Raw genomic sequence first — 21,239 nt, 5'->3', positions numbered from 1 at the left:
TCTACTTACTCTACAGACTTAGCAACCACTCCATCAATGTCTGAACCATTCGTATACGAATGAGGATATACATATCCTGATCCAGTGTTTGGGTTTGTAACTGCAGATGCAGAAGTCATTTTAATGAATTTAAATCCTGACGTTTTGATATTCGTAAGTGCTGCGTTATCACAAGAAACATCTGTGATTAAATCATCAATGTTGAAACCGTCACCACCACCTAACAAAAAATTATTTCCTTTGGATGTAAAAAGTTGTTCGAGTGACAGTGGATTAGAAATCAGGTTATAGAGAACCGGTCTAAGACCCGCAAATCCTGGCCAAGAGGAAATTTTGTTACTATCTGCTGCAGTGGGATTGAACCCACTAAGATCGAATCCGCAGTAATTGGTTCCATCGAATGATACCTGCACTACCATCGGATCAAAGGCATAACGATCACTACTTTCTGTAACTCGGAATGGATTTTCGTAAATGATAAAATCAATTCCCGTTACATTCTTTACAGTTTTTCCTCCCCAGGATAGAGTTAAAGTGGCACCTGCTCCTGTTAGGTTTAATGCGTAGACATCCAAAGATCCCGAAAGTTCGCCACCACCACAAATACCATTGATGGCTTTTGAGGAATCGTTGAATCCACTCACATTCGAATTTGCAGAAACTATTGTATCTGCAATGGGTATTCCTGGTGGCAGTATTCCTGAGGGACAATTTGTTTTTGTGTTATTTGTTATCTCTGATGCGGCTAAAAGTGCCAATAGTTCATTTTGGGTAGTTTTTGGCTCAGGTGAACAAGTAAATAAGTAGGTTACTAGAAATATAATTACCAGGGTTCTATCGACATTGTATAAAAAGGTTTTCATGTGAATACTCCGTTTGGCTCCAAAATGAATTAGAGCCAAAGTTGATAACTGTTACCAGTTAGTTGGGTTTGAAGAAACAAAGAGAGCTTTACTCCAGCCAAAACCACCACAGCCAGTTCTAGTTGGATCAGAAGAACTATAGGTGGATAGGTTTACATTTTCCGCTTCTGTGAGTGTTGCAAAATTTGGGAAAACTGTGCAGTAATAAAAACATTTACTCGCTGAGTTTTCGCAACCGACAGTTTTTGGTTCAGTCCATATAACTTTAGTATATTTGTTCGGACTCCATGCATCCGTTGGAAGATATTGGTAGATAAAAGTTCTATTGACTGTATCAACCGCAATGATTCTTAAATAACTGTTTCCGGATGCCCAAATACCAAATCCAGATGGATCTTGTACTATGGAAACATTGGAGGTGAAGCTGGTACAAGAACCGCCACTACAAAATCCACCTTTCCAATATCCCCTAATTTCTGCTAAAGAATCTATCACACTAGATTTGCCTTGTTGTTGGCCAATAATTAAACCTGTGAATAAATTGGTGTTGGCTTCAGACTCATTTACTTTCCCTGCTTCAGCGCATGCAGTAAAGATAGAAATTGCTAAAATAGCAATTGTTAGTTGAAATGTTGGTTTCATTTAGATTCTCCTAAATTTTTGTTTGAATTTAGGGGAACACGAACGGGAAATAGGTTTATCCTCGTCAGAAGACGAAAAATCTTAAAATCTATAGATAGATATGTAAGTAGTGTTTTTTCCATACGGGCGCCCCGAGTTTACCTTCGGGGCCCCTTTACATCGCCTGTTGAAACAGAGTAGATGTAAGTGTGCAAAGTTCCCAATCCACGAGAAAACATTGCGGGGAAGATCTGGCTTATCGCCTAACGTGGTTTAAATCACGTTAGGTGCATTACAGTTGCGGGTCAGCACAGGACTTTCACCTGTTTCCTCCCTGAAGGTAATGTCAGAGTTCTCACCTCGATATTTTTTGTCAATGGATTTAGTTGATCTTTGTTTTATCGGATAGAGATTTAAGGAAACTTATAATCAAATCAATTTCTGAATCAGTCATTGTGTGGTTTAGTTTGTAATGATTCATTCTTCGCACAGCCTCTTTGAGTGTGGGAACGCTACCATCATGGAAGTAAGGGGCCGTCAATGCTACATTTCGAAGCGGGGGAACTTTAAAAAAGAAATTGTCATCAGAGTTTCCAGTGAATTCCGATCTTCCTAAATCATTTGGATTGTATGGATATACCGTATCTAATTTTGAAAATTGCGATCCACCAAGTAAATTTTGATTGTGACAGCGATTACATCCAACGTCTAAAAAAATTTTTAAGCCATCTAGTTCAGCTTTATTGAGTGCCTGTACATTAGTTTCAATAAAATCATCGAATCTCGATTTTGAAACCAAAGACCTTTCAAAGGCAGTTAATGTTAGGCGAATTGAATGGATATTAGGAGTTGGAGATTCGGGAAAAGCATTTTCAAAAAATAATGTATAACTGGAGTCATTTTGAATTCGTGATAATAGTTCTGCTTCTGAAGGCAACGACATTTCGATTGGATTGATAAATGGATCAATCGCTTGGTTATACAATGTGTCTCTTCTTCCATCCCAAAAAATAATGGGCAAAAAACCAACATTCAGGATGGTCGGAGTGTTTCTTTTCCCAAGTTGGCCAAATGTCCCTCGTGAAGTTGATTGTCGATCCATACCTGCAGCGGTTCCATCGATCGGATGACAGGTGATGCAGGATTGAACATGGTTGGAAGAAAGTTTATTGTCTCTAAATAGTTTATTACCTAAAGCAATTTTTGCGACTGTATCTTTCTCTGAACCAGGAACAAAGTTAGGTAAAATTCCGATTTTTTCTCTAGCTAACGTTTGCAATTCGGCAGCATATAGATAGTCTGAGGCAAAATTTAATACAATTAAGTTGCGGATAAATTTTCCCGATTTTTGGTCTGTTTGCGTGAAATTGCAGCTAGCAAATGTTATTTGATATGTTAATAAGATGAGTAAATTGAATTTTAGCTTATTGGTAAAAAGCAGAGTCGTTCGGGACATAGGGACCAAACAAGGAATTGATCTCTAATCCATCAATTCATTTTTTAGATTTGGTTTTTTGAATACGTTGGAATTTTTGTTAAAGCTTTTAAACTTCCGATTTCTATTTTCTAATGGGTGCGAAAGGAATTTGTCACTATAGCAATAGTTCCTGCAATCTCTCCGATCTTTTGACTGACTTGGTTTAAGTCTTCCGAATTGTTTGCAAGTTCTTGTGCACTTCCAGAAAGAGTATTGATTGTATTTACCATATCCTCTGAAGCTTTTTTCTGTTCTCTACTTGAAAACTCGATGGTTTCGGCCATTTCTTGTAATCCATTTAGTTCGGTGGTGACATTGAGTAAACTATTCGTTTGTGTTGTCATCTCTTCTTTTAAATGGTTAACACCGATTTGCATTCTGTTGGATTGTTCTACAATTTCACTGAGTGCACCTACTGTTTCGTGAACATGATTTGTGCCAATATTGACTACTGAATTACTTTTATCAATGAGTCGTTTAATGTTTTTTACGGATGATTGGGTTTTATCTGCTAATTTTGAGATTTCTTCTGCAACAACAGCAAACCCCATTCCTGCATCACCTGCCCGTGCCGCTTCAATACTTGCATTTAATGCTAGTAAGTTGGTTCTTTCCGAGATTTCAGTAATAAGGTCTACGATCCCTGTGATTTCTTTGGTAACAGATCGAATCTCAGACATAGCATTATCTGTGTTTTGAATAGAGACATTACCTAAATTTGCCAAATTTGTGGAAGTAATGGATTGGTCAGTTAACTGCAAGAGCGCCATTTCAATATTGTAAATAGAACCTTCAATTGTTTTCATCTCTTCGGTAATTTTCACAATGTTTTTTGTTTCATTGGTTATGAATTGAAACATGATTTCAAAGGAAGAGGTTAGTTCTTCTAAGGATGCAGCAGATTCTTCGGATATGGAAGCAAGTGAGGATGCATTATCGGAAACAGAAATGGCATCTTGTTTTAATTTATAAGATACTTTTTCTGCATCACTTACTGATATCTTTAATTGATTCATGATAGAGTTTAGGTTTGACAAGAAAAGATTAATCGAATTTGTGATTCTACCAATTTCATTGGTTCCAAAATCAGGAAGGGTTTTTGTTAAATCGGCTTCACCGCTAGAAAGTTCGTTTACTTTGCTTAGGACAGAAATTAAAGGATTATTGATACTTCTTAAGATAAAAACAACAAATAAAGTGGATAATAATAAAGAAACCAAAACCAAGATAATGTTCCAGTTTCTTTGAAAAGACAATAATTGAATTCGATCGTTCACAAGTTTTTCAAGAATCACAATCGAACGATCTTGAATATCACCAGCAATAGAGTTACCTGCGTTTAGGATAACAAATAGTTTATCGGCAGAAGTAGGTTTGGTTGTTGTTAGAATGAATGTTTCTTTTAATTCTTTGATATAAACTTCACAGGTGGCTTTAGCGAGTTGGTTTGCTTTTTTAAGTTCTTCCACATAGGGGGAAGTATCTTCAATAGACTTTGTGTATGATTTTTGAATTTCTTTACACGTAGATTCGATAAAGTTAATTGATATCAATGCTTTGGTATAACTGATGCTAGAGTATTGACTATTTTTTGTATTTGCATTCAAATATTCATCACGAACCACTTCATTTAAAGAACCCATGTTTTTTAATATTTCAGGCACTCTAAAAAATATGATCTCCATTTGATAATACGAGTTAACTTCTGGATCAAGAATTAGATTAGAGAAGTCTCCTACTTTTAACGCTAGTTCTTGTGTATCACTTAGAAAGTTCCTAGATGTAGTCTGATCGAAATTTTCGATTTTTAAATATTTGTTCCAAGTTGTAATCTCTTTTGTGTCACTTGGAAGTAGGTCTGTTTCTAAAATTTTCGTTTTAGCCGTTTCCATTAGAGGGATTAAGTTTTCGGTACTCTCTTGCCCAATTTTTAGTCGCTTTAGTCCTTCGCGGTACGCAAGATAAATTGGTTTTAATGCCTGGATTCCTAACTGCTCTTTTTTAGAAAATTCAATCGTTCCATTTAAAGATCGTACTAAAATAAGCAAAATGATGAATAGTGATGCAATGAGTGGGATCGGCAAAAGTAGGAGTCTACTTCGGATGGAGAACTTTGATAGAAACTTTAACATAGAACCCTGATCTTCCTAAAGTAGACGAAAAAAAATCTACTTCACTTCTAACGATAATTGATTTTCAATAAAGCAATCATTTAATTTTATAGAGGAAAGAATGGGAGGGTTTATGAACAAACCCCTGATACTAATTACCTTGTTTGCCACAGTTTCCTGTGCTCGCACTTTGGAAGTAAAAAATCAAGAAAGTCTATTTGAAAATTGTATGAAGACTTTTCAAGACGAAATCAAATGCCGAGAATTTATGTCGTCATCGGTGAAAGAAATTCAATCGGAAGACGAGAAACGGGAAGCAGATTTGGCCCAGCTAACGGTGGAGCAGTTGGCAGGTATGAAACTCCGAAAGGAAATCAAAGACACTTTACCTGGAAAAAATGGTAATTTCGTAAGAGAGTATATTGGTGCTCCCGATGAAGTCAAACGTGGTGGCGATAGAGAATATTGGGTTTATAAACGACCCATCAGTAAGTTTTCAAGTGATTCTCCACCTGATAAAGAAATTACAGTGATATTTCGACGTTCCTTTGTTGAGAAAGTTGATTATAAAAAACCATAACATCCTTTCACTTTATAACATTATTAAAAAACAGTGTTTAGGATTTAATTACAGATTGGATTGGTAAGTTTAAAAAAGGTAAGAAAGTAGTCAGGAGAGAGTATCTCCTGACTTAAGTTTTGTTAGTATACTAAGTAGTCTTTTAAGTCTACCGTTACACCAGCAGCAGTCGTATACGACTTGTTACAAGCTGAAAACGCACCCGCAAGGGCTTGTTGCGCAAGGCCATAAGTAAACTGTGGTAAACTACAAGGTTGAACAGTATCATTAACTTTTGCTAAAACACATTCTTTTAATGCATTCATTTGTTCAGTTGTTTTACCATCTAATTTCGTCAAAGCACATCCAGTTCCAGCATTAAAGTATTCTTTTCCGCCGACACAAGAGTTCGCTGCCGTATAAGCAGCAACACAAATTGCCTGAACATCCGTGAGGCCTGCCGAGTTATTTACTAAGTAAAGTAGAGCCGTTGGGTTATCTTCTTTTTTTGCACCAGATTCTGAGCAGCCAACAAGGCCTGCTGTCAAAAGAAGTGCCAAAGAGATTCCTACTAAACCAGATTGAAAGGATTTCTTATTCATTTTCATCATTTGCTCCTTAGAATTTCGCTACCATACCGACGATGATACCATTTTGGTATGAAGCCGGTCTTCCGGAAGTGTCTACGAATTGTTGACCAGGACCCCAATCTCTTCTTAAGTCTACTTTTACTTGGAGGTTTTCCGTTAGGTCAAAAGTAGGTGTGAAAGTGAGAGTTTTGATTTGTCCATAGTTACTAACTGCTCTTGTTCCAATTGAGTCTTGGAATTTAAGGTCATATCTGTCTGCTGGTGTTACAGCAAAAAGAGGTGGGTTTACTACGAGCGATCCACCATAACGTTTGTCATCAAGATACTCAAAACGGAAACCGAGTGCAAAGAAGTTCGTGAATTGATACTTAGCTTGCAATTGGTAAGTTTGGTAAATTCTTTTAATTCTGTTCTCACGGCTTAGGTTTGTGTCTTTTGTTAAACCAGCTGCTACTAAACCAGGATCTAAATCAGGAACAAGACCTGGCATCGCTGTATCTAACTTAGTTTTAGTAACTCCACCCGCTTCGTAACCATACGCAGCTGTGTTGGTTTGACCAGTTCTTTCACCGTAAGTATAGTCAAAGATTGTTGTCAATTTATCAGTTGGTTTGAAGATCAAAATCAAGTTTTGAATCATCCAGTGGTCAGTTTTGAAAGCGGATTGTTTCGGGAAAGACGTACCAGTGGATTGTTCTAGGTAGTATAGAGCATTGTTTTGTCTGCCTTTGATGTTATCGTTAGCTTGCAATGTGTTCCATACAACTTGAAACTTATCAGGTACTACATCATACTTCACTTGAGTTCCAATCGCTCTTGTAGGGTTTGGACCGTCAGCATAAGCATGTTGTGAAGTGTTAGTTAAACTAGATCCACCCGCAGCATCACCGTAAGGCGATAATCCGTTGTAACCAAATTGTTGGCCGTTTCCTGTGTAGCCAGTTCCTTGGGCACTATTGTAGAGATAAAGACCAGTGGATAGTCTATCGTTGATTTGGAGGTTTGCTCTCGCACCTGTATGGATAAATGGGATTGTGTTAAAGAACACATAACCAATCGTGTAAGCGATGTTATCCTTTGAGTCAAGTAGTTCTAAACCAATATGTGTTGCCATTTTACCTACGTCAACTGTCAACCCTTTGAATACAGGGAAGTATGCTGAAACATAAGCTTGTTGTAACAACTGCATGTTCTGAAGAGAGTTTGTTGTTTGATACGGACGTTCTTGATACATGTTGTTTTGTCCGTTTTGCAAATCAATTCGGAATCCCCAAGGACTTTCCTTTTCAGCTAACTTTTCCATAGCGAGTTTTACTGCGTTCACAGCAAACTGCTTGTTGTAAGTGTTGAAAGTTCCCGCCGTATCTTGGGTAGCCCCTTGCCGGTTATTTGTAGTATAGTTATAATATACGTCCACATATCCAGAAAAATTTACCAACTCATACCAAGACTTATCCTTTTCCTTTTTATCCTGAGCAAAAAGGGAAGCCTGGGAAAATAAGGTAGCAACGATCGTCGCCAACAGAGTGTATTTATTTCTCATTTGCCATTTCTCCTATGTGAACTTGTTGTGCAAGTTGTGTACCAGGTTGGCGAGGTTGTCCTGGGTCTTAGAAAGAAAAAAAGAGAAACAGAGTATTTGAATGGGATATTTGGGAAAAAAAATAAGTTTTTGATTAATTAAAGAACAATATGAACTTTAATTTTTTTAGATTTTTGAAATTATTTGATCAGTTTGCCTATAAATTGGGCAGAGTGTTGCAATAGTCTTGAATATTCATTTTCTTTAGGCGAGCGTAGGACAAGTTCTAGGAGTTGGTTTAAAATGATTCCGTAGTTGGTTTTTGCCAGTTCTGGGTAGGTTTCTGCTAAATGGTTACCATTCAATTTCATGTCTGTGAGGAGAAGGGGGGGGGCCTCATCCCAAATTCTTAACATTTGCAATGTGGTTTTGCCAAAAATTGGTTCGAGTTTTAGAAAAAATTCTCTGTCGATAGGAAAACGTGTTTGGAAGTGTCGCTTAACGTGCGCAAGGTATTCTTTTTTTAGAATAAACTCGTTTTCCCTTGTTAGGCTCTCCGTTTTTTCCCACTTGGCTAAGAATTCAAAAAAAAGGAGGCAATCTTTTATATTTTGACCAGAAAATTTTAAACTGCGAAGGATCGATTCCAACTCCTTTAAGGAGATATCATCCAAGATGGCAAAAAAAGCCAATGCCAATTGTAAACCTATTAGATCTTTCGAAGTTTTGTCTAACCTTTCTAAAACATGATTTTTTATCGATAGTAACTTTGGCAGGTTAGGGAGGAAAATTTGAAAGATATCTTCCTCGACTAATAATTGAATCATACGAGACGGATAAGGACCTAAAAAAGATTTGAGTACTTCATCCTGGAATCGCTCTAATGAAATTTTTTTTGTGATTTGTTTGGTTTCGTGAATTGCTTTTTTTGTTTCTGGTTCGATTACAAAATCTAAAGTACTTGCAAATCTTAAAGCTCGAATGGGACGTAAACCATCTTCCGAAAAACGTTGGATCGGATTTCCAATGGTACGAATTGTCCTTTCTTGTATATCTTTTTGTCCAAAATGTTCATCTATAAGAAGACCTGTCGATATATCAAATGCCAAAGCATTCATTGTAAAATCTCTACGTTTTAAGTCTTCGGACAATGTGGTACCAAATTCTACAAGATCGGGTCGTCTACCGTCAGTGTAATCTTTGTCTATTCGATATGTTGTGATTTCATAATTGATTCTATCTAAAACAACCGTTACAGTACCATGCTCTATTCCGGTATCAATAACCGTTCTAAATAAACGTTTTACTTGTTTAGGTTCGGCGTTAGTGGTTAAATCATATTCTTTCGGGGTTTTGCCCATGACGAGATCGCGTACGGAACCTCCAACAAGATAACATTCGAACCCTTCTCCTTTCAGAGCAGAATCAATTTGCACTAGGTGATTTAAAAATTTAGTGGGAATCAGTGAACGTAAATCTATTGGCAATTTCTACATTTGCCCCTGAATACAATTTCGACTGATTCTGTAGAAAAACCTTTCAAGTGTTTGGCGGATGGAATTCCATTCCAAGGATCATCAATACATTCAATTTTGCCACAAACGTTGCAAATCAAATGTCCATGTGCTGCTGAAACTACATGATTCCCATCTGACTTTAACTCAAAGTAGGTGACTCTATCTGTTGAATGTAAAGAATTCAGAAGGTTTTTTTCTTCCAAATCAGATAGGGCTCTGTAGATGGTAACTCGATCCCAGGATTCTTCTTTGGGAAGTTTTTCCATGATTTCCTGGTGGTTGAGGGGTCTAGGGGATCCTTGAAGAATGGACAAAACTTGTTCACGATTTTTTGTAACTTTCAGTCCGATTTTTTTAAGAATTTGAGAAGGATCTCCTGCCATGATTTGTTTATCCTGTGATGGGGGAAGATTGTCTATTCTAAAATCACGTTTGCTTTCCAGATTTCCCAATACCGAATTCCCATTCGAGTATGCGTCTGTAAGAACTCCTCAATTTCCTGCCCCTTTGTTTTTTCTACAATGACAGGGGCGATTCCTAAATCCAGTTTACGATTGAGAATGGATTCGATTTCTTCTTTGGCGGCTTTAGCGACTCGATCACAATCGTCATTACGATCTACCAGTTGGGTTTTGTTTTTTTCGCAGAAAGTAGCTGCTAGGAAGGGAGACCGTGATTCCAATAATTCATCTAATTGGCGAGTGGCGGATTTTTTACACTGAGTTAAAGATGTCGCAACCGAAACGATTAAAACAGCCTTCATCCAAATTCGAAAAATCAAATCTTCGCATCCTGGGCCAAGTTGGCTAGCTGGTCAGCTCTTGTATTTTGTTCGCGCGGGATGTATTGAATTTCAAAATTTAGAAAAGATGTTTTTAAGAAATCACATTTATTCTTAAAAACAAGTAGATCTTTGTTTTTTACTTTATATTCACCTTTCATTTGTTTAACGACAAGTTCCGAATCCAACCGGAATCTAATCTTTTGTAAGTTCTGTTTGATTGCTTCTTCCATTCCCCGATATAGAGCCTGCCATTCTGCCACATTGTTTGTGGCATTTCCAATTTTTTCAGATAGGAAAAAGAATTCGACTCCATCATTGTCTTGAAACGAAACACCGATGGCAGCAGGGCCGGGATTTCCGCGGGAACTACCGTCGCAGTAAATGAAGGTTATATCTTTTGTCGACATGCCAACAGTCTTTTTGTGAACTCAATCTTCACCAATCAAAAACCTGAACTGATCATAAAAAAAACTTTTGGATTTTGATTTATGAAGGACTTTTTTCCGGCTCCGTGGTAAACGGAGCTTATTGGGTGGCGGGTGGATAACCCCACCCAGTCCAGATAGGGCGGGGACATCTACCTAAAAATCCCAACCTTCCCTAAAAAAGGAATTGTATGACCGAAAGGGGATTGGGTGCCCTCACCATGTTTGAAAACCGCCTTCGCAAATTAAAGAAGGAACGCGAAAAGTGGGCAAAAAGAGAATCAATTACATGTTACCGCGTTTATTCGGAAGACATTCCACAAGTTTCTTGTATATTAGATCGGTATCCGAATGGGTTTGTGTTATACGATAAAAGCTCTGTCCGCTTTCAACTGGAAGAAGGTCATGATGAACGTTTTGATCGAATAGCATCTATAGTCAGAGAAGTTTTTCAGATTTCCGAAGAACAATTATTTCTGAAGCGACGTAAAAAACAAAAAGGGTCAGATCAATACGATAAACTTTCGATCGAAGGAAACTTCGAATGGGTAAAGGAATCTAATTTAGAATTTCGTATTAATTTATCTGATTATTTGGATACAGGTCTTTTTTTGGATCACCGCATCACTAGAGATTGGTTAAGAAAAGCATCAAAAGATAAATCAGTATTGAATTTATTTTCTTATACAGGTGCATTTTCCGTTTATGCCGCGTCAGGTGGTGCTAAAAAAACAAAAAGTGTGGATTTATCCAAAACCTATTGCGATTGGGCTTTAAAAAATCTCGAACACAATGGTTTTAAGTCAGCAAATCATCAAATAGTCAATGCTGATATTTTACAATGGATCGAAGAAGAAACCAAAAATCCAAATAGAGAGCGTTATGATTTAATTTTCTTAGATCCTCCAACCTTTTCCAATAGTAAAAAAATGCGAGAAGAATGGGATGTGCAAACAAAACATAGAAATCTTCTTCTTTTACTTTTGACAAAATTTCTTACTGACAATGGAGAGATTTGGTTTTCTACCAATTTTAGAAAATTCAAAATGGAAGTTGCAGACGAGGAGTGGAGCGAACGAGGTTTCCTTTGTGTCAATCGTTCCAAAGAATCGATTCCAGCTGACTTTCGTGATGAAAAAATCCATCAGCTATTCTGCATCAAACCCGATCCCAGCAATTAAAAATTAATATTTCACGAAGGGATCTATTCGTTCTGCAAGAATTCTACGATTTTCGCCAGATTGTAAAGATAGAATTCCTCTCATAATTGCTTGTCTTTCGTTACTCTCGCGTTTGGCGACAACTTTGAGTTGGTTTGAGATAGGAAGTAAGATTAAGTTTGCAAACGAGATCCCATAAAAAGTGGCAATGAAGGCTGTAGCAATTCCTTGTCCCAGAACTTTTGTTCCACCATCTAAATTTTCAAGAACAGTAACAAGGCCGAGTACAGTTCCAATGATCCCCACCGTAGGTGAAAAACCTGCTGCCGTTTCAAAAACTTTTGCCGATTTGAAATCGTTCTTTTCTTCTTCTTCGTGTGCTTCCCATAAAATTTCTTCGATTGTCCTCGGATCTGATCCATCCACAATCAACTGTATCCCTTTTTGTAAAAACGGATTATCTAGCTTTTTGGCTTCGTCCTCTAAAGATAATAGGCCATCTTTTCTAGCTTTTTCCCAAAAACGAAAAAATACAAGTTTGAGATCTCTTTCTTTTTTTCGTGAAAGTGCAAATCTTGTGTCTCTTACTGCTTTCGTTACTTGGGAAATGGAATAAGATGCAAAAGTGGCACCTAATGTTCCACCTACGATCAGGAGCATTGCAGGCAGGTGGAAAAAAGATCTTAAAGATGCGCCTTCGATTAAAATTGCGACAAATACTGATAAAACAGCCGCGAGGATTCCGAGTAGTGTTGAATGGATCATTGAATTCTTGCCTCTCTCACATCAGGTCGAATGCTCAACCTACGAAGTGAATCTTTTTTTTCTATAACTTCGTTTTTTAGTCTTTCCCAAATCACCGAATCTGGATTTTCTCTTATCCTTGCTGCAATGAGCGGCTCTACTTCTTTCCAGTTCTCTTGGTTAATGAACAGTCGAACGCGAGCTAACTCTAGTTCGTTGGCCTGTTCAATTTGGTTTCGGGATCTATAAAATTTTTCCAGTGCGCTCATGGTTGTAAGAGCACGGTTCCAATCTCTCAAAGATTCAAACATCGAAATCAATGAGTTCCATGCAAATTCTTGAAATTCGACATCGGAACTCAGATCTTCAAGGATGGGAATGTATTCGGCTTCAGGAGTTGTGAATTTTAAACTGTTAAAGGCAATGCGCAGTAAATCTGGTTTTGGTTGTTCAAATTTTCTTGCGACGGCAATGGCATCTAACGCTAGTTTATTCTGTCCAATGTTATGATAAAATCTTGCATATTCAGCAAATGACTCATAATACAAATGTTTGATTTCTAAAGCGTCTTTTCGTAAATCACCAGATGAATATTTTAAAATGGAATCGAGTACAGCAACTACTTCCAAGGTTGTAGCATTGTCTAATTTCTCTGCAAAGTATTTAAGTTTCCAATCTGCCGGAAGCGTTGTGGCAAATCCAATTTTTGATTCCAGATAACTAGGATAATAAATATCGAAATTCCAATAAGACTTCCTATTCAAAAGAGATAGTGCATTGATGTGATGGAACTGATTGGATTTGTTTCTAGTTGTAAGGATAAAAAATGGATGTTGTTCTTGGCTTAGTCTTTCTATGTAAGATATGATTTGTGATTGGTTGGAACTAAGTCCCAATACAACAGTTTTCCCTTTGATTTCTGAATGTTTTGGTAAAAACGGGTTGGATTCAAAAGGCAAAACAGATTTATAAAATATAAACTCCTCTTCGTTGAATGATATGTTTGTAATCGCAAAAGGAATGGGGTCGAAGATTTCTTTTTTTGAAAAGGGAGAGTTTGTTCGTATTGTTGGTGGCGAAAAAAAGAGCAACACAATGATGGCCGCCGTAATTAACATCAAAATTCTTGGTAGGCGCACAATGTGTTTTTGTATTAAGTAAGGATACATTAAAACTGGAACAAATAACAATGCTGAGAGGGTTCTAATTCCCATTGGTAAATTCCAAAAGTATAACAAAAAGGAAAGACCTAGATAAATACTGGTTTCTAAACCAACAAACATATACTCCTTATACGCAGTTTTGTTCGGTTTGAAAAAACCAACAATGGATCCCGTGATGATACAGAGTGCAATGAAGAAGGAACTCCAATAAGTTTGGTAGATAAAAAAGAAAAAAGCAAATAGTAGGGTCACTCTTCCAATTAAGAATACTGCTTTGGTTTCTTTTTTTAAACCACCAAGTAAGGACAAAACTCTACCAAAAATCACCGAAAACGATACAGAGAGGATCAACGGTATTTTTGGTCCAGGTTGGAAATATAAATGTAAAATACAATACGAGATGAGTAGTGATAACGCAGATCTGTAAAACGGTGCAAATAACGGATGTTTGCCGATTTTTGATCTTATTTTGTAGAACTTGCTGGAGTACGGACTTCGTTGTACAAAAGTACTAATGAAATATAAAGATAAAAATATATAAAGGACAGCTAACAAAACTTTCATGGAATAGTTTTGGTTGGGTTCAAACAAAGAATAGAATGTAAATGCTGTTACACCAAGGGCAAAACTTAAGAAACGGAAGTCGCGTAAAGACCCGCCATAAATACCCACAGAAAATGCAGACAAAACCCCACTGAGTAAAACCCATTCAAAGGAAAAAATATAATCGATCAGAAACTCAGCAGAATTAGCCCTAAAAAACCAAAAGATCTGAATGATCGCTGCAACTAAAAGAGCAATCGCTAAACCCATCGGTAACGTTTGTTTGTATTTCCTGTAAATGAATCCAACAGAAAACGAAACAACAAGAAGTATCTGTAATACAGGATAAGCCGTGTCAGTGCGATCGATCAGAGCAAGTTCGGATCCGGCTACATAAAAAAATAGAGAGAGCACATAACCAATCGAAAGGCTAAGACTAAACTCCAGTGAGGGGAAGAGGCCGGTTTCCCAGAAACGTTTCCATTGAGAATCCATAGAATTAGCTACCAAAGATGTTTTATGGGCCACATTCGCAAACTAAAGAAAATCTTATTTTATTTGGCGGTGCACAAAATGTTTGACCAAATGAGCCCTTGTGCCGATTTTGACTATAACTATGCTGACGTTTTTATCTATATCCTTTTTGGTTCTTTACGGCTTTGACATTTTAGTTCTGTTCTACTTCGGTTTGCACACTTACCTCATGGTTTTTTTGTATAGCAGATACAAACAAAACTGCGCAGAGGACGAAACAAAACTCCTTTCCTTAAAGGACAAAAACCTCCCTACAGTTACCGTTCAGTTGCCCATCTTCAATGAATTTTATGTTGTCGATCGTTTGATCGAATCTGCATGCAGCCTAGAATATCCAACAAAAAAACTCCAAATCCAAGTACTTGACGACTCCACTGATGAAACTGTGGAAAAGGTTGCGAGCCTTGTTGCTTTGTATAAGAAAAAAGGAATTTGGATCGAACACGTTCATAGAACCAATCGCAAAGGACACAAAGCCGGTGCTCTAGACGAAGGAATGGCAAAAGCAAAAGGCGATTACATTGCTATTTTTGATGCTGACTTCACTCCAGACTCAGACTTCCTACTTAGAACTATGGGATATTTTGAAGACGAATCCATAGGAATGGTGCAAACACGTTGGGGCCATATTAACGAAACATACAATGTTCTTACGAAAGCCCAAAGTTTTGGGATCGACGGTCACTTTATGATCGAACAGGTCGCAAGAAATGGAGCTAGTCTTTGGATGAACTTCAATGGTACTGCGGGAATTTGGAGACGGGCTTGTATTGAAGACGCTGGTGGTTGGGAACATGACACTCTCACCGAAGACTTCGACCTTTCTTACCGAGCCGAACTCAAAGGTTGGAAATTCCGTTATATTAAAGATGTAGTTTGTAAGGCAGAAATTCCTGCTACTATGAACGCATATAAAGCCCAACAGTTTCGTTGGTGCAAAGGTTCCATCCAGACTGCCGTCAAACTCATTCCTCGCATTTGGAAATCCAAGGAATCTTGGAAGATCAAAGGGGAAGCGATCACCCACCTCATTAATTATTCAGTGCATCCACTGATGATCATCAATATTTTACTCACGGCACCACTCCTACTTATGGAATTTTGGGCTGGGTTTAAGATGGATGACCTCCCAATGGAAATTCTTTTCGGATCAGCCGCTGTCCTTTCCATTGGATCCATGGGACCTGTCATTTTCTACGCCTACTCCCAACGCGAAATCCACAAAAACTGGAAATCGAAATTGGTTTACCTTCCTATCCTCGTAATGATTGGAACGGGTATTGCTGTGATGAATACTTACGCTTGGATGGAAGCTGTTTTTGGCATCCAATCTGGTTTCAAACGCACCCCAAAACTCAGAATTGAGAAAGAAGGGGATAGTTTGCAGGACAAAATCAAATACGTGGTTCCAGTAGATTACCGAGCTTTTCTCGAGTTTTTTATGGGCGTGTATTGCGTATTTTGTATCTACCTTTCTTTTATGGTCGGAAAACCATACATGATCGGTTTTATGGTTCTTTATTCTATCGGTTTTTTCTATGTCTCTTACCTTTCTGTTGCAGAGTCGTTTTGGAAATTCAAACCAGCGACCAAGGCAGAAAAGGAACTTCGTGCCGTCGCTTAGGAAGAGCGATGGTACTTACTTGACGAAACCTTTCCTTCCAAAAAGCTGTAAATTCAACCTAGGTTCAGGGGTCATCCATGAGTGAAAAAGTCTACTGCGCGAACTGTTTGCATTGTGTTGTGGTTCGCCAATACGAATCGGAGCAAGATAAATACATTCTTCGAGTAAAATGTAACAAGAAGAAATGGTCTAAACGTTCCGGTGAAGAAAAACTTTATAAATACTTTACAGTGGCTCGCCGTATGCAAACCAACTGCGAGTATTATGAAGAAATGGGAGAGATTCTGCCTTATATCAAAAACTTGAAAAAAGAACTCCCAATCAAAGACGAAATCTACATGGTGAAAGCCGTCTAAATTATTACTGGCGTGTTGTTCCCTAGGTTACCTCGCGCCTTCGCTCGCAAATTTCATAAAACTGAAAACAAAAAAGAACGGACGATTCAGGGTCAATTCCTGATCCCCGTTCCTGCGGGTAGCGTCATTTCCGATTCCTATCCCACTCGAGTGACTCATGGTCAGGTTATGCTTGCACATAACGGAAAGAAGGTGCTTGCTCCCGTCAATGGGGTGGCTAGTTTAACACCTGACCAAAAATACTTCCAAATCAAACAAGATGGTTCTTGGTCGACTACTTCTCCTTACCATTTTCGTCAGTATGATTTTCCTGCACTTTTAGAGTCCTTTGACGAAGGTGCATTGTATTCTTTGGATTTGATGGAAATTCCGCTTAAAGATTACTTTCAAAAATTTGGGAAAGATTCTTCTTTTAAAATTGTTTTATCGCCGTTTTGTAGATACCAACATCTTAATTTTGAAGAAATGATCCTTCGCGATATGAAGGATGCTTATTTATCATTCTATGAACTTCTGAAATCGATATTTCCGAAAGCAGAAGTATCCAACTTTTTTGAAGTTACTTCTTTGGATTTTAAACATCCCAATGGAATCCCGGAATTTTTTCTGCACAAACAATTCCATGAGCCTGTTGAAAAAACTAGAAAGTCATTAATTGGGCATGAAGTTCTTTTTTTAGGTGCAGAAACGATATTCCACATCTTACGTAAGTTATACTATAACGAACCTTTTACGAAAAGACATTTAGCAGTGTTTTTGGTAGATCGTAAAGGAAGAATGGATTTGGAACCTCGTCAGTTCTTTTTAACCAATGGCCAAGCTTTGGCTTTCATTCCAGCAAATTTAGACAAACGATACAAAATTGCTTCTTTCGAAACTGTATTTGAAGAAGTAAAACCAATGGATGTTGGCTCTCTTGGTTACTTTAACATTTACGAACATTATTCTATTACTTTATATGAAAAACTTCCCGCAGCAAGAAAAGAATTCAGTTGTATCGATTGTATGGAATGTAATAACTACTGTCCCACCCATGCAAATCCTGTTCAACTGATCAAAGGGAAAGTAGAAGAATTTGAAAAGAGTCAATGTATCTCCTGTGGGATATGTACTGTGTATTGCCCTTCAGGAATTGATATTCGGAAACGAATCGAAGGAGTTGTTGTTTAACAACCATTAAATTATGTTAAAGAACCTTTATATTCTGTCTGAAAATAGTTGGGGAGTTAAATCTTCAGAGATATTTGCCGATTTTTTTTATTTTCTGACTCTAATGGGTTTTCTTGGATACTCGCTTGCTCATGTTTTTCCAATTCCTATTTTGCCAATCGTTATTACATCAATACTCACACTTGTCTATTTAGGTTTTTGTATTCGTGCGAATCAGTCGCCGTATTGGTTGGGGTTACTTTCACAATTGCTGATTATTTTTTTGATTTTGCCAACAACCTGGTTACATCCAATTTTGTTACCGGTAGCATTATTTTTTGCCATGGTAGTTCATTACCTCCTAGGCCAACAGTATTCTTTACGGGTTCCTATTTTTAGTTTGGTTCTCCTCTTTGTTCTCGTTTGGGACAGTGTTTTCTCCTTACTTGGATATACTTTTCGAACTCCAGTGGAACTAATTTCTTGGACGGGGATTTCTTTTGAGTCATCTCTTTTGCCTTTGACCTTACCTTGGTTCTCCAATCTTCCCTTAAATGGACTTACGTTTTTATCTTTCGCTGATAGTTTAGGCATTTATGTTTTAGTGGGAATTGCCTGGGTTTCTTTTCGAAGAACGATTCTACTCGGGTTTTTCTTAGGATGGCTTCTTTTATTTTCTTGTTGGGGGATTGGTTCGGGTCAGTTAAGTTTTAACTGGATTCTTTCCTATTCAGCCCTTGTTTTCTTTTTGCATCTAAGTCCAGGACGGAATTTTTACGGATCGTATTATGTTTCCCTACTTAGTTTTGTCATTTTACTTCCCATAGCCTTTTTTGTGGGTAAAATGGGGATAAGCGCCGTTTTGGTATTGGTTGTTTTTTTTCTTTTAGAAGGCATCTTCGTCAGGGTTTTTCTTGGAAAATAAGTCGATCTTGAAAAGGTGGGAGTAAGTTATACCATATGAATCAACTTCTGGAGATTCTGGACCCTAAAAATATCATTTTCGACTTCAAAGCATCTACCAAAGAAGATGCCATTCGAAAAATGATCTCTCATATGGTCACCACACAATCGTTAGATCCAAGTCATGAAGAAGAAACAGTTTCCTCTCTAATGAACCGAGAGAAGTCAATGTCTACCGGCATCGGAAGTGGAGTTGCCATTCCGCATTGTTCCGTTCATTATGTGAATGAGTTGAAATGTGCTATGGCCATTGCACCACAAGGGATCGACTTTGATGCACTTGATCATGGGTTGGTTCAAATTTTTATCATGCTCATTGTTCCTAAAAATAAATTTCAGGACCATATCAAAACACTAGCATTGATTGCTAAAACTCTCAACATTCCTGAAGAAAGAGAAAAACTCATCAAAGCCAAAAATTTCGAAGAAATCCAAAAGGCATTCCTTTCGAAAAGTTAATCCAGTGAAGTCGGAAGGTTTCCGTTTTCTGTATTTTCTACTACTGTTATCTTGTATCAGTAGTTTTGTTTCAGAGTTCCACACAAAAGATAAATCCTATTTGTATGCCGATGCGGGAATGACAGAAATTCAAAGTCAGGAAAAAAGTTTTTTATCTTCCTATGTCCAGTTTTGGAAATCTTTGGTTTTGGAATCAGGAGGCAAAACGGAAAATGGGGAGACTGTTTACTCACATATCGGAACTCGTTTCCTTTCTACCTTACACCTAGCAGTCTTTAGTATTTTATTTGGTTCTTTCCTTGCTTTTGGACTTTCTCTTGCGGCAACATACTTTCGATCTGGATTATTTTATGATATTGTTTCGTTTAGTTCTCATCTGATTCTATCCACTCCTGTTTTTATTGTCGCCATACTACTGTTACTTGTGTTTTTTTATCGACTGGAGTGGTTTCCTCCCGGCGGGTATGAATCAGGTAACACATATTATGTTATTTTGCCTGGAATTAGTTTGGGTTCAAGAATTTACGCAAGAATGTCCTTATATCTATTGCCAGAAATTCGTAAAGAAGCAGATTCGAAGTATGTGCAGTTATTACAAACAAGGTCTTATCCTTGGAGCCATATTGTTGGAAAAGAAATTTTCTTAAAAGTTCTACCGATTGCACTCATCCTTTTGATTTTAGATTTTGGGTCTTTGTTGTCGGGAGCAATGGTCGTAGAAGAGATTTTCTTTTTTCCTGGAATTGGAAAGTCTTTATACTTTTCCATTAAATCAATGGATACGAAGTTACTCGCAACACTCCTTATGTATTCAGGAATTTTGTTTTATGTTTTAAATCGTATTGGATTTTATCTGCAAAGATTTTTTTCAGGTGGGGTATAAAAAAATGGCAGTCCATACCCTTGTTAGATTTTTATTTTTTGGATTGGTCTTTTTTGGTGCGTTTATTTTGTCCTCACCTACAAATGTAGACTTAATCAATAATAATTTGCCCATTCTTTCACCTGGTTTTTTTGCAGGAACGGATCGTTTGGGGAGAGACAACTTAGCCTTGTTTTGTTATGGATCTATGTCTACTATTGTGCTTGTGGTGCCGGCTCGAATTTTGACTATCTTCGTATCTTTTATTTTGTCTGCTTTTTCTATCTTCTTTCCTAAAAGATCTGAATGGATTCTTTCGGGTATTGTTTCCGTATCACTTGCGATTCCTTCTTTATTGTCTGCGTTGGTCGTGATTAGTCTGTTACCTAACAATCCCTTTGCAATTTTTATTGCTATTCTTGTTTCTGATTGGGCTTTGTCTTACGAAACACTTTCAGCCAAGATTCGTGAAATCAAACAAAGTTCTTATGTATCCGCTTCCCTTTGTATGGGTGCTAAGCCGTATCAGCTCATTCTTTTACATTATCTACCAGCCCTCCGTGATATGTTCGGTTTTTTATTTTTTTCCGGATTACCGGGTGTAGTTATGACAACTGCCTTGTTTTCCTATTTAGGAATCCAAACATCACTTGGAGACACGGGTCCTGGGCTTGGAGAACAAATCTCATTTTCTAAAGATTATTTTGACAAAACACCTGTTTCCGTTTTGCTTCCGATAGTTGCCATTTTAACTTTGGTGTATTCTTTGGGATCTAACCAGAAAAAGAATGAAACATAAAATTTCAGCATTATTCATTATCCTTGGGCTTTTGTGCAATGTGTTGCCATTATATTCCATTGATGATTATTATAAATTTCCGAACCAAAGTTACAAAGGGAGTGTTACTTATGAATCCTCTCGTAATTTATGTTTGTTCTCTTTCGTTGCAGTCAATTCAGATCCCACAAAAGAATATTTAGTCAAAGGAATTCCTTCCGTTTTACTTTCTGAACTTCGTAATTTAGAATATACCTATGTAGAATATCCAAAGGTAAATGTAGTATATCATTCCTTTGGGGAAGCACCTGTTATGACTCTGCAAGAGAAGATTGATGCAGAATCTCCCAACGTAAAGAGGAAAAAGAAAGAGATTAATGACGAGAAAGATTTACAAGACTTACGATCGGGTAAAAAACAACTGGCTCCAGAAAA

General features: G+C 37.5%; 22 protein-coding genes and 1 riboswitch (1 of these 23 only partly in view). Of the genes, 10 read left to right on the top strand and 12 right to left on the bottom strand.

Translation table 11 applies throughout. The features are described 5' to 3' along the window. Positions 1 to 5 precede the first annotated feature (5 nt). The 4 genes from LEP1GSC199_RS13970 to LEP1GSC199_RS13955 all read right to left on the bottom strand — a co-directional run bounded on the left by LEP1GSC199_RS13970 (position 6) and on the right by LEP1GSC199_RS13955 (position 5,093). The gene (locus LEP1GSC199_RS13970; RefSeq protein WP_002986461.1) at positions 6 to 863 is read right to left on the bottom strand and encodes an LIC_13355 family lipoprotein; all 858 of its coding nucleotides are present in this window, start codon (positions 861 to 863) and stop codon (positions 6 to 8) included. 51 nt (positions 864 to 914) lie between these two features. Then, positions 915 to 1,505: a hypothetical protein gene (locus tag LEP1GSC199_RS13965; protein WP_002986374.1), complete on the bottom strand. Its 591-nt coding sequence runs from the start codon at positions 1,503 to 1,505 to the stop codon at positions 915 to 917. 204 nt (positions 1,506 to 1,709) lie between these two features. Beyond that, a riboswitch (cobalamin riboswitch) is annotated at positions 1,710 to 1,862 on the bottom strand. A gap of 4 nt (positions 1,863 to 1,866) precedes the next feature. Beyond that, positions 1,867 to 2,940: a cytochrome-c peroxidase gene (locus LEP1GSC199_RS13960; RefSeq protein WP_002986258.1), complete on the bottom strand. Its 1,074-nt coding sequence runs from the start codon at positions 2,938 to 2,940 to the stop codon at positions 1,867 to 1,869. Between the two features lie 110 nt (positions 2,941 to 3,050). Continuing rightward, complete coding sequence (locus LEP1GSC199_RS13955; protein ID WP_002986608.1) at positions 3,051 to 5,093, bottom strand: methyl-accepting chemotaxis protein; 2,043 nt, start codon at positions 5,091 to 5,093, stop codon at positions 3,051 to 3,053. 112 nt (positions 5,094 to 5,205) lie between these two features. On the opposite strand from LEP1GSC199_RS13955, the gene LEP1GSC199_RS13950 reads away from it, so the two are divergent. Next, on the top strand, positions 5,206 to 5,652 hold the full coding sequence (locus LEP1GSC199_RS13950; RefSeq protein ID WP_232420789.1) for a hypothetical protein: 447 nt from the start codon (positions 5,206 to 5,208) through the stop codon (positions 5,650 to 5,652). Between the two features lie 122 nt (positions 5,653 to 5,774). Here the strand turns inward: LEP1GSC199_RS13950 and LEP1GSC199_RS13945 are convergent, their stop codons facing one another. The 6 genes from LEP1GSC199_RS13945 to LEP1GSC199_RS13920 all read right to left on the bottom strand — a co-directional run bounded on the left by LEP1GSC199_RS13945 (position 5,775) and on the right by LEP1GSC199_RS13920 (position 10,451). Further along, positions 5,775 to 6,239: a hypothetical protein gene (locus tag LEP1GSC199_RS13945; RefSeq protein WP_002986413.1), complete on the bottom strand. Its 465-nt coding sequence runs from the start codon at positions 6,237 to 6,239 to the stop codon at positions 5,775 to 5,777. A gap of 10 nt (positions 6,240 to 6,249) precedes the next feature. Continuing rightward, positions 6,250 to 7,764 carry an outer membrane beta-barrel protein gene (locus LEP1GSC199_RS13940; RefSeq protein ID WP_002986590.1) on the bottom strand — a complete coding sequence of 505 codons (1,515 nt, stop codon included), beginning with the start codon at positions 7,762 to 7,764 and terminating at the stop codon, positions 6,250 to 6,252. 179 nt (positions 7,765 to 7,943) lie between these two features. Then, the gene (locus tag LEP1GSC199_RS13935) at positions 7,944 to 9,179 is read right to left on the bottom strand and encodes a CCA tRNA nucleotidyltransferase (RefSeq protein ID WP_415857910.1); all 1,236 of its coding nucleotides are present in this window, start codon (positions 9,177 to 9,179) and stop codon (positions 7,944 to 7,946) included. Positions 9,180 to 9,220: 41 nt separating this feature from the next. After that, positions 9,221 to 9,643, bottom strand: coding sequence for a Fur family transcriptional regulator (locus LEP1GSC199_RS13930; RefSeq protein WP_002986407.1), 423 nt, complete (start codon positions 9,641 to 9,643; stop codon positions 9,221 to 9,223). Positions 9,644 to 9,675: 32 nt separating this feature from the next. After that, positions 9,676 to 10,041 (bottom strand): hypothetical protein, encoded by a 366-nt coding sequence (locus tag LEP1GSC199_RS13925; protein ID WP_002986543.1) that lies wholly within the window; start codon positions 10,039 to 10,041, stop codon positions 9,676 to 9,678. Next, positions 10,038 to 10,451, bottom strand: a complete 414-nt coding sequence (locus tag LEP1GSC199_RS13920) for a ribonuclease HI family protein (RefSeq protein ID WP_002986456.1) — start codon at positions 10,449 to 10,451, stop codon at positions 10,038 to 10,040. Before LEP1GSC199_RS13920 ends, LEP1GSC199_RS13925 begins: the two co-directional genes overlap by 4 nt. Positions 10,452 to 10,660: 209 nt before the next feature. On the opposite strand from LEP1GSC199_RS13920, the gene LEP1GSC199_RS13915 reads away from it, so the two are divergent. Then, positions 10,661 to 11,650, top strand: a complete 990-nt coding sequence (locus LEP1GSC199_RS13915; RefSeq protein WP_002986220.1) for a class I SAM-dependent methyltransferase — start codon at positions 10,661 to 10,663, stop codon at positions 11,648 to 11,650. Between the two features lie 3 nt (positions 11,651 to 11,653). On the opposite strand, the gene LEP1GSC199_RS13910 is transcribed toward LEP1GSC199_RS13915, so the two are convergent. Together LEP1GSC199_RS13910 and LEP1GSC199_RS13905 are read right to left on the bottom strand one after the other, a co-directional pair. Next, positions 11,654 to 12,394: a motility protein A gene (locus LEP1GSC199_RS13910; protein WP_002986494.1), complete on the bottom strand. Its 741-nt coding sequence runs from the start codon at positions 12,392 to 12,394 to the stop codon at positions 11,654 to 11,656. Continuing rightward, positions 12,391 to 14,574, bottom strand: coding sequence for a hypothetical protein (locus LEP1GSC199_RS13905; protein WP_002986382.1), 2,184 nt, complete (start codon positions 14,572 to 14,574; stop codon positions 12,391 to 12,393). Before LEP1GSC199_RS13905 ends, LEP1GSC199_RS13910 begins: the two co-directional genes overlap by 4 nt. A gap of 121 nt (positions 14,575 to 14,695) precedes the next feature. Here LEP1GSC199_RS13905 and LEP1GSC199_RS13900 point away from each other — a divergent pair, with 121 nt between their 5' ends. The 8 genes from LEP1GSC199_RS13900 to LEP1GSC199_RS13865 form a co-directional block, all read left to right on the top strand. After that, a complete protein-coding gene (locus LEP1GSC199_RS13900; RefSeq protein ID WP_039926902.1) occupies positions 14,696 to 16,237 on the top strand; it encodes a cellulose synthase family protein in 1,542 nt (513 codons plus the stop codon). A gap of 77 nt (positions 16,238 to 16,314) precedes the next feature. Beyond that, complete coding sequence (locus tag LEP1GSC199_RS13895) at positions 16,315 to 16,593, top strand: hypothetical protein (protein WP_002973362.1); 279 nt, start codon at positions 16,315 to 16,317, stop codon at positions 16,591 to 16,593. 168 nt (positions 16,594 to 16,761) lie between these two features. Then, positions 16,762 to 17,763, top strand: a complete 1,002-nt coding sequence (locus tag LEP1GSC199_RS13890) for an ATP-binding protein (protein ID WP_039926944.1) — start codon at positions 16,762 to 16,764, stop codon at positions 17,761 to 17,763. A gap of 13 nt (positions 17,764 to 17,776) precedes the next feature. Beyond that, the gene (locus LEP1GSC199_RS13885; RefSeq protein WP_002986273.1) at positions 17,777 to 18,667 is read left to right on the top strand and encodes a hypothetical protein; all 891 of its coding nucleotides are present in this window, start codon (positions 17,777 to 17,779) and stop codon (positions 18,665 to 18,667) included. Between the two features lie 35 nt (positions 18,668 to 18,702). Further along, positions 18,703 to 19,164 carry a PTS sugar transporter subunit IIA gene (locus tag LEP1GSC199_RS13880; RefSeq protein WP_002973517.1) on the top strand — a complete coding sequence of 154 codons (462 nt, stop codon included), beginning with the start codon at positions 18,703 to 18,705 and terminating at the stop codon, positions 19,162 to 19,164. Positions 19,165 to 19,168: 4 nt separating this feature from the next. After that, positions 19,169 to 20,047: an ABC transporter permease subunit gene (locus LEP1GSC199_RS13875; protein ID WP_002986593.1), complete on the top strand. Its 879-nt coding sequence runs from the start codon at positions 19,169 to 19,171 to the stop codon at positions 20,045 to 20,047. A gap of 4 nt (positions 20,048 to 20,051) precedes the next feature. Next, positions 20,052 to 20,825, top strand: coding sequence for an ABC transporter permease subunit (locus tag LEP1GSC199_RS13870; protein WP_002986600.1), 774 nt, complete (start codon positions 20,052 to 20,054; stop codon positions 20,823 to 20,825). Then, positions 20,815 to 21,239: the beginning of a PEGA domain-containing protein gene (locus LEP1GSC199_RS13865; RefSeq protein WP_002986205.1), read on the top strand. It continues 1,219 nt past the right edge of the window; 425 of the gene's 1,644 nt are visible here — the first part of the coding sequence; its start codon is at positions 20,815 to 20,817; its stop codon lies beyond the right edge, outside the window. Before LEP1GSC199_RS13870 ends, LEP1GSC199_RS13865 begins: the two co-directional genes overlap by 11 nt.

The organism is Leptospira vanthielii serovar Holland str. Waz Holland = ATCC 700522, assembly GCF_000332455.1.
Taxonomy (GTDB): Bacteria; Spirochaetota; Leptospiria; order Leptospirales; family Leptospiraceae; genus Leptospira_A; species Leptospira_A vanthielii.
Note: the sequence above shows the minus strand (reverse complement) of the source record. Positions and strands in the feature narration are given on the sequence as shown.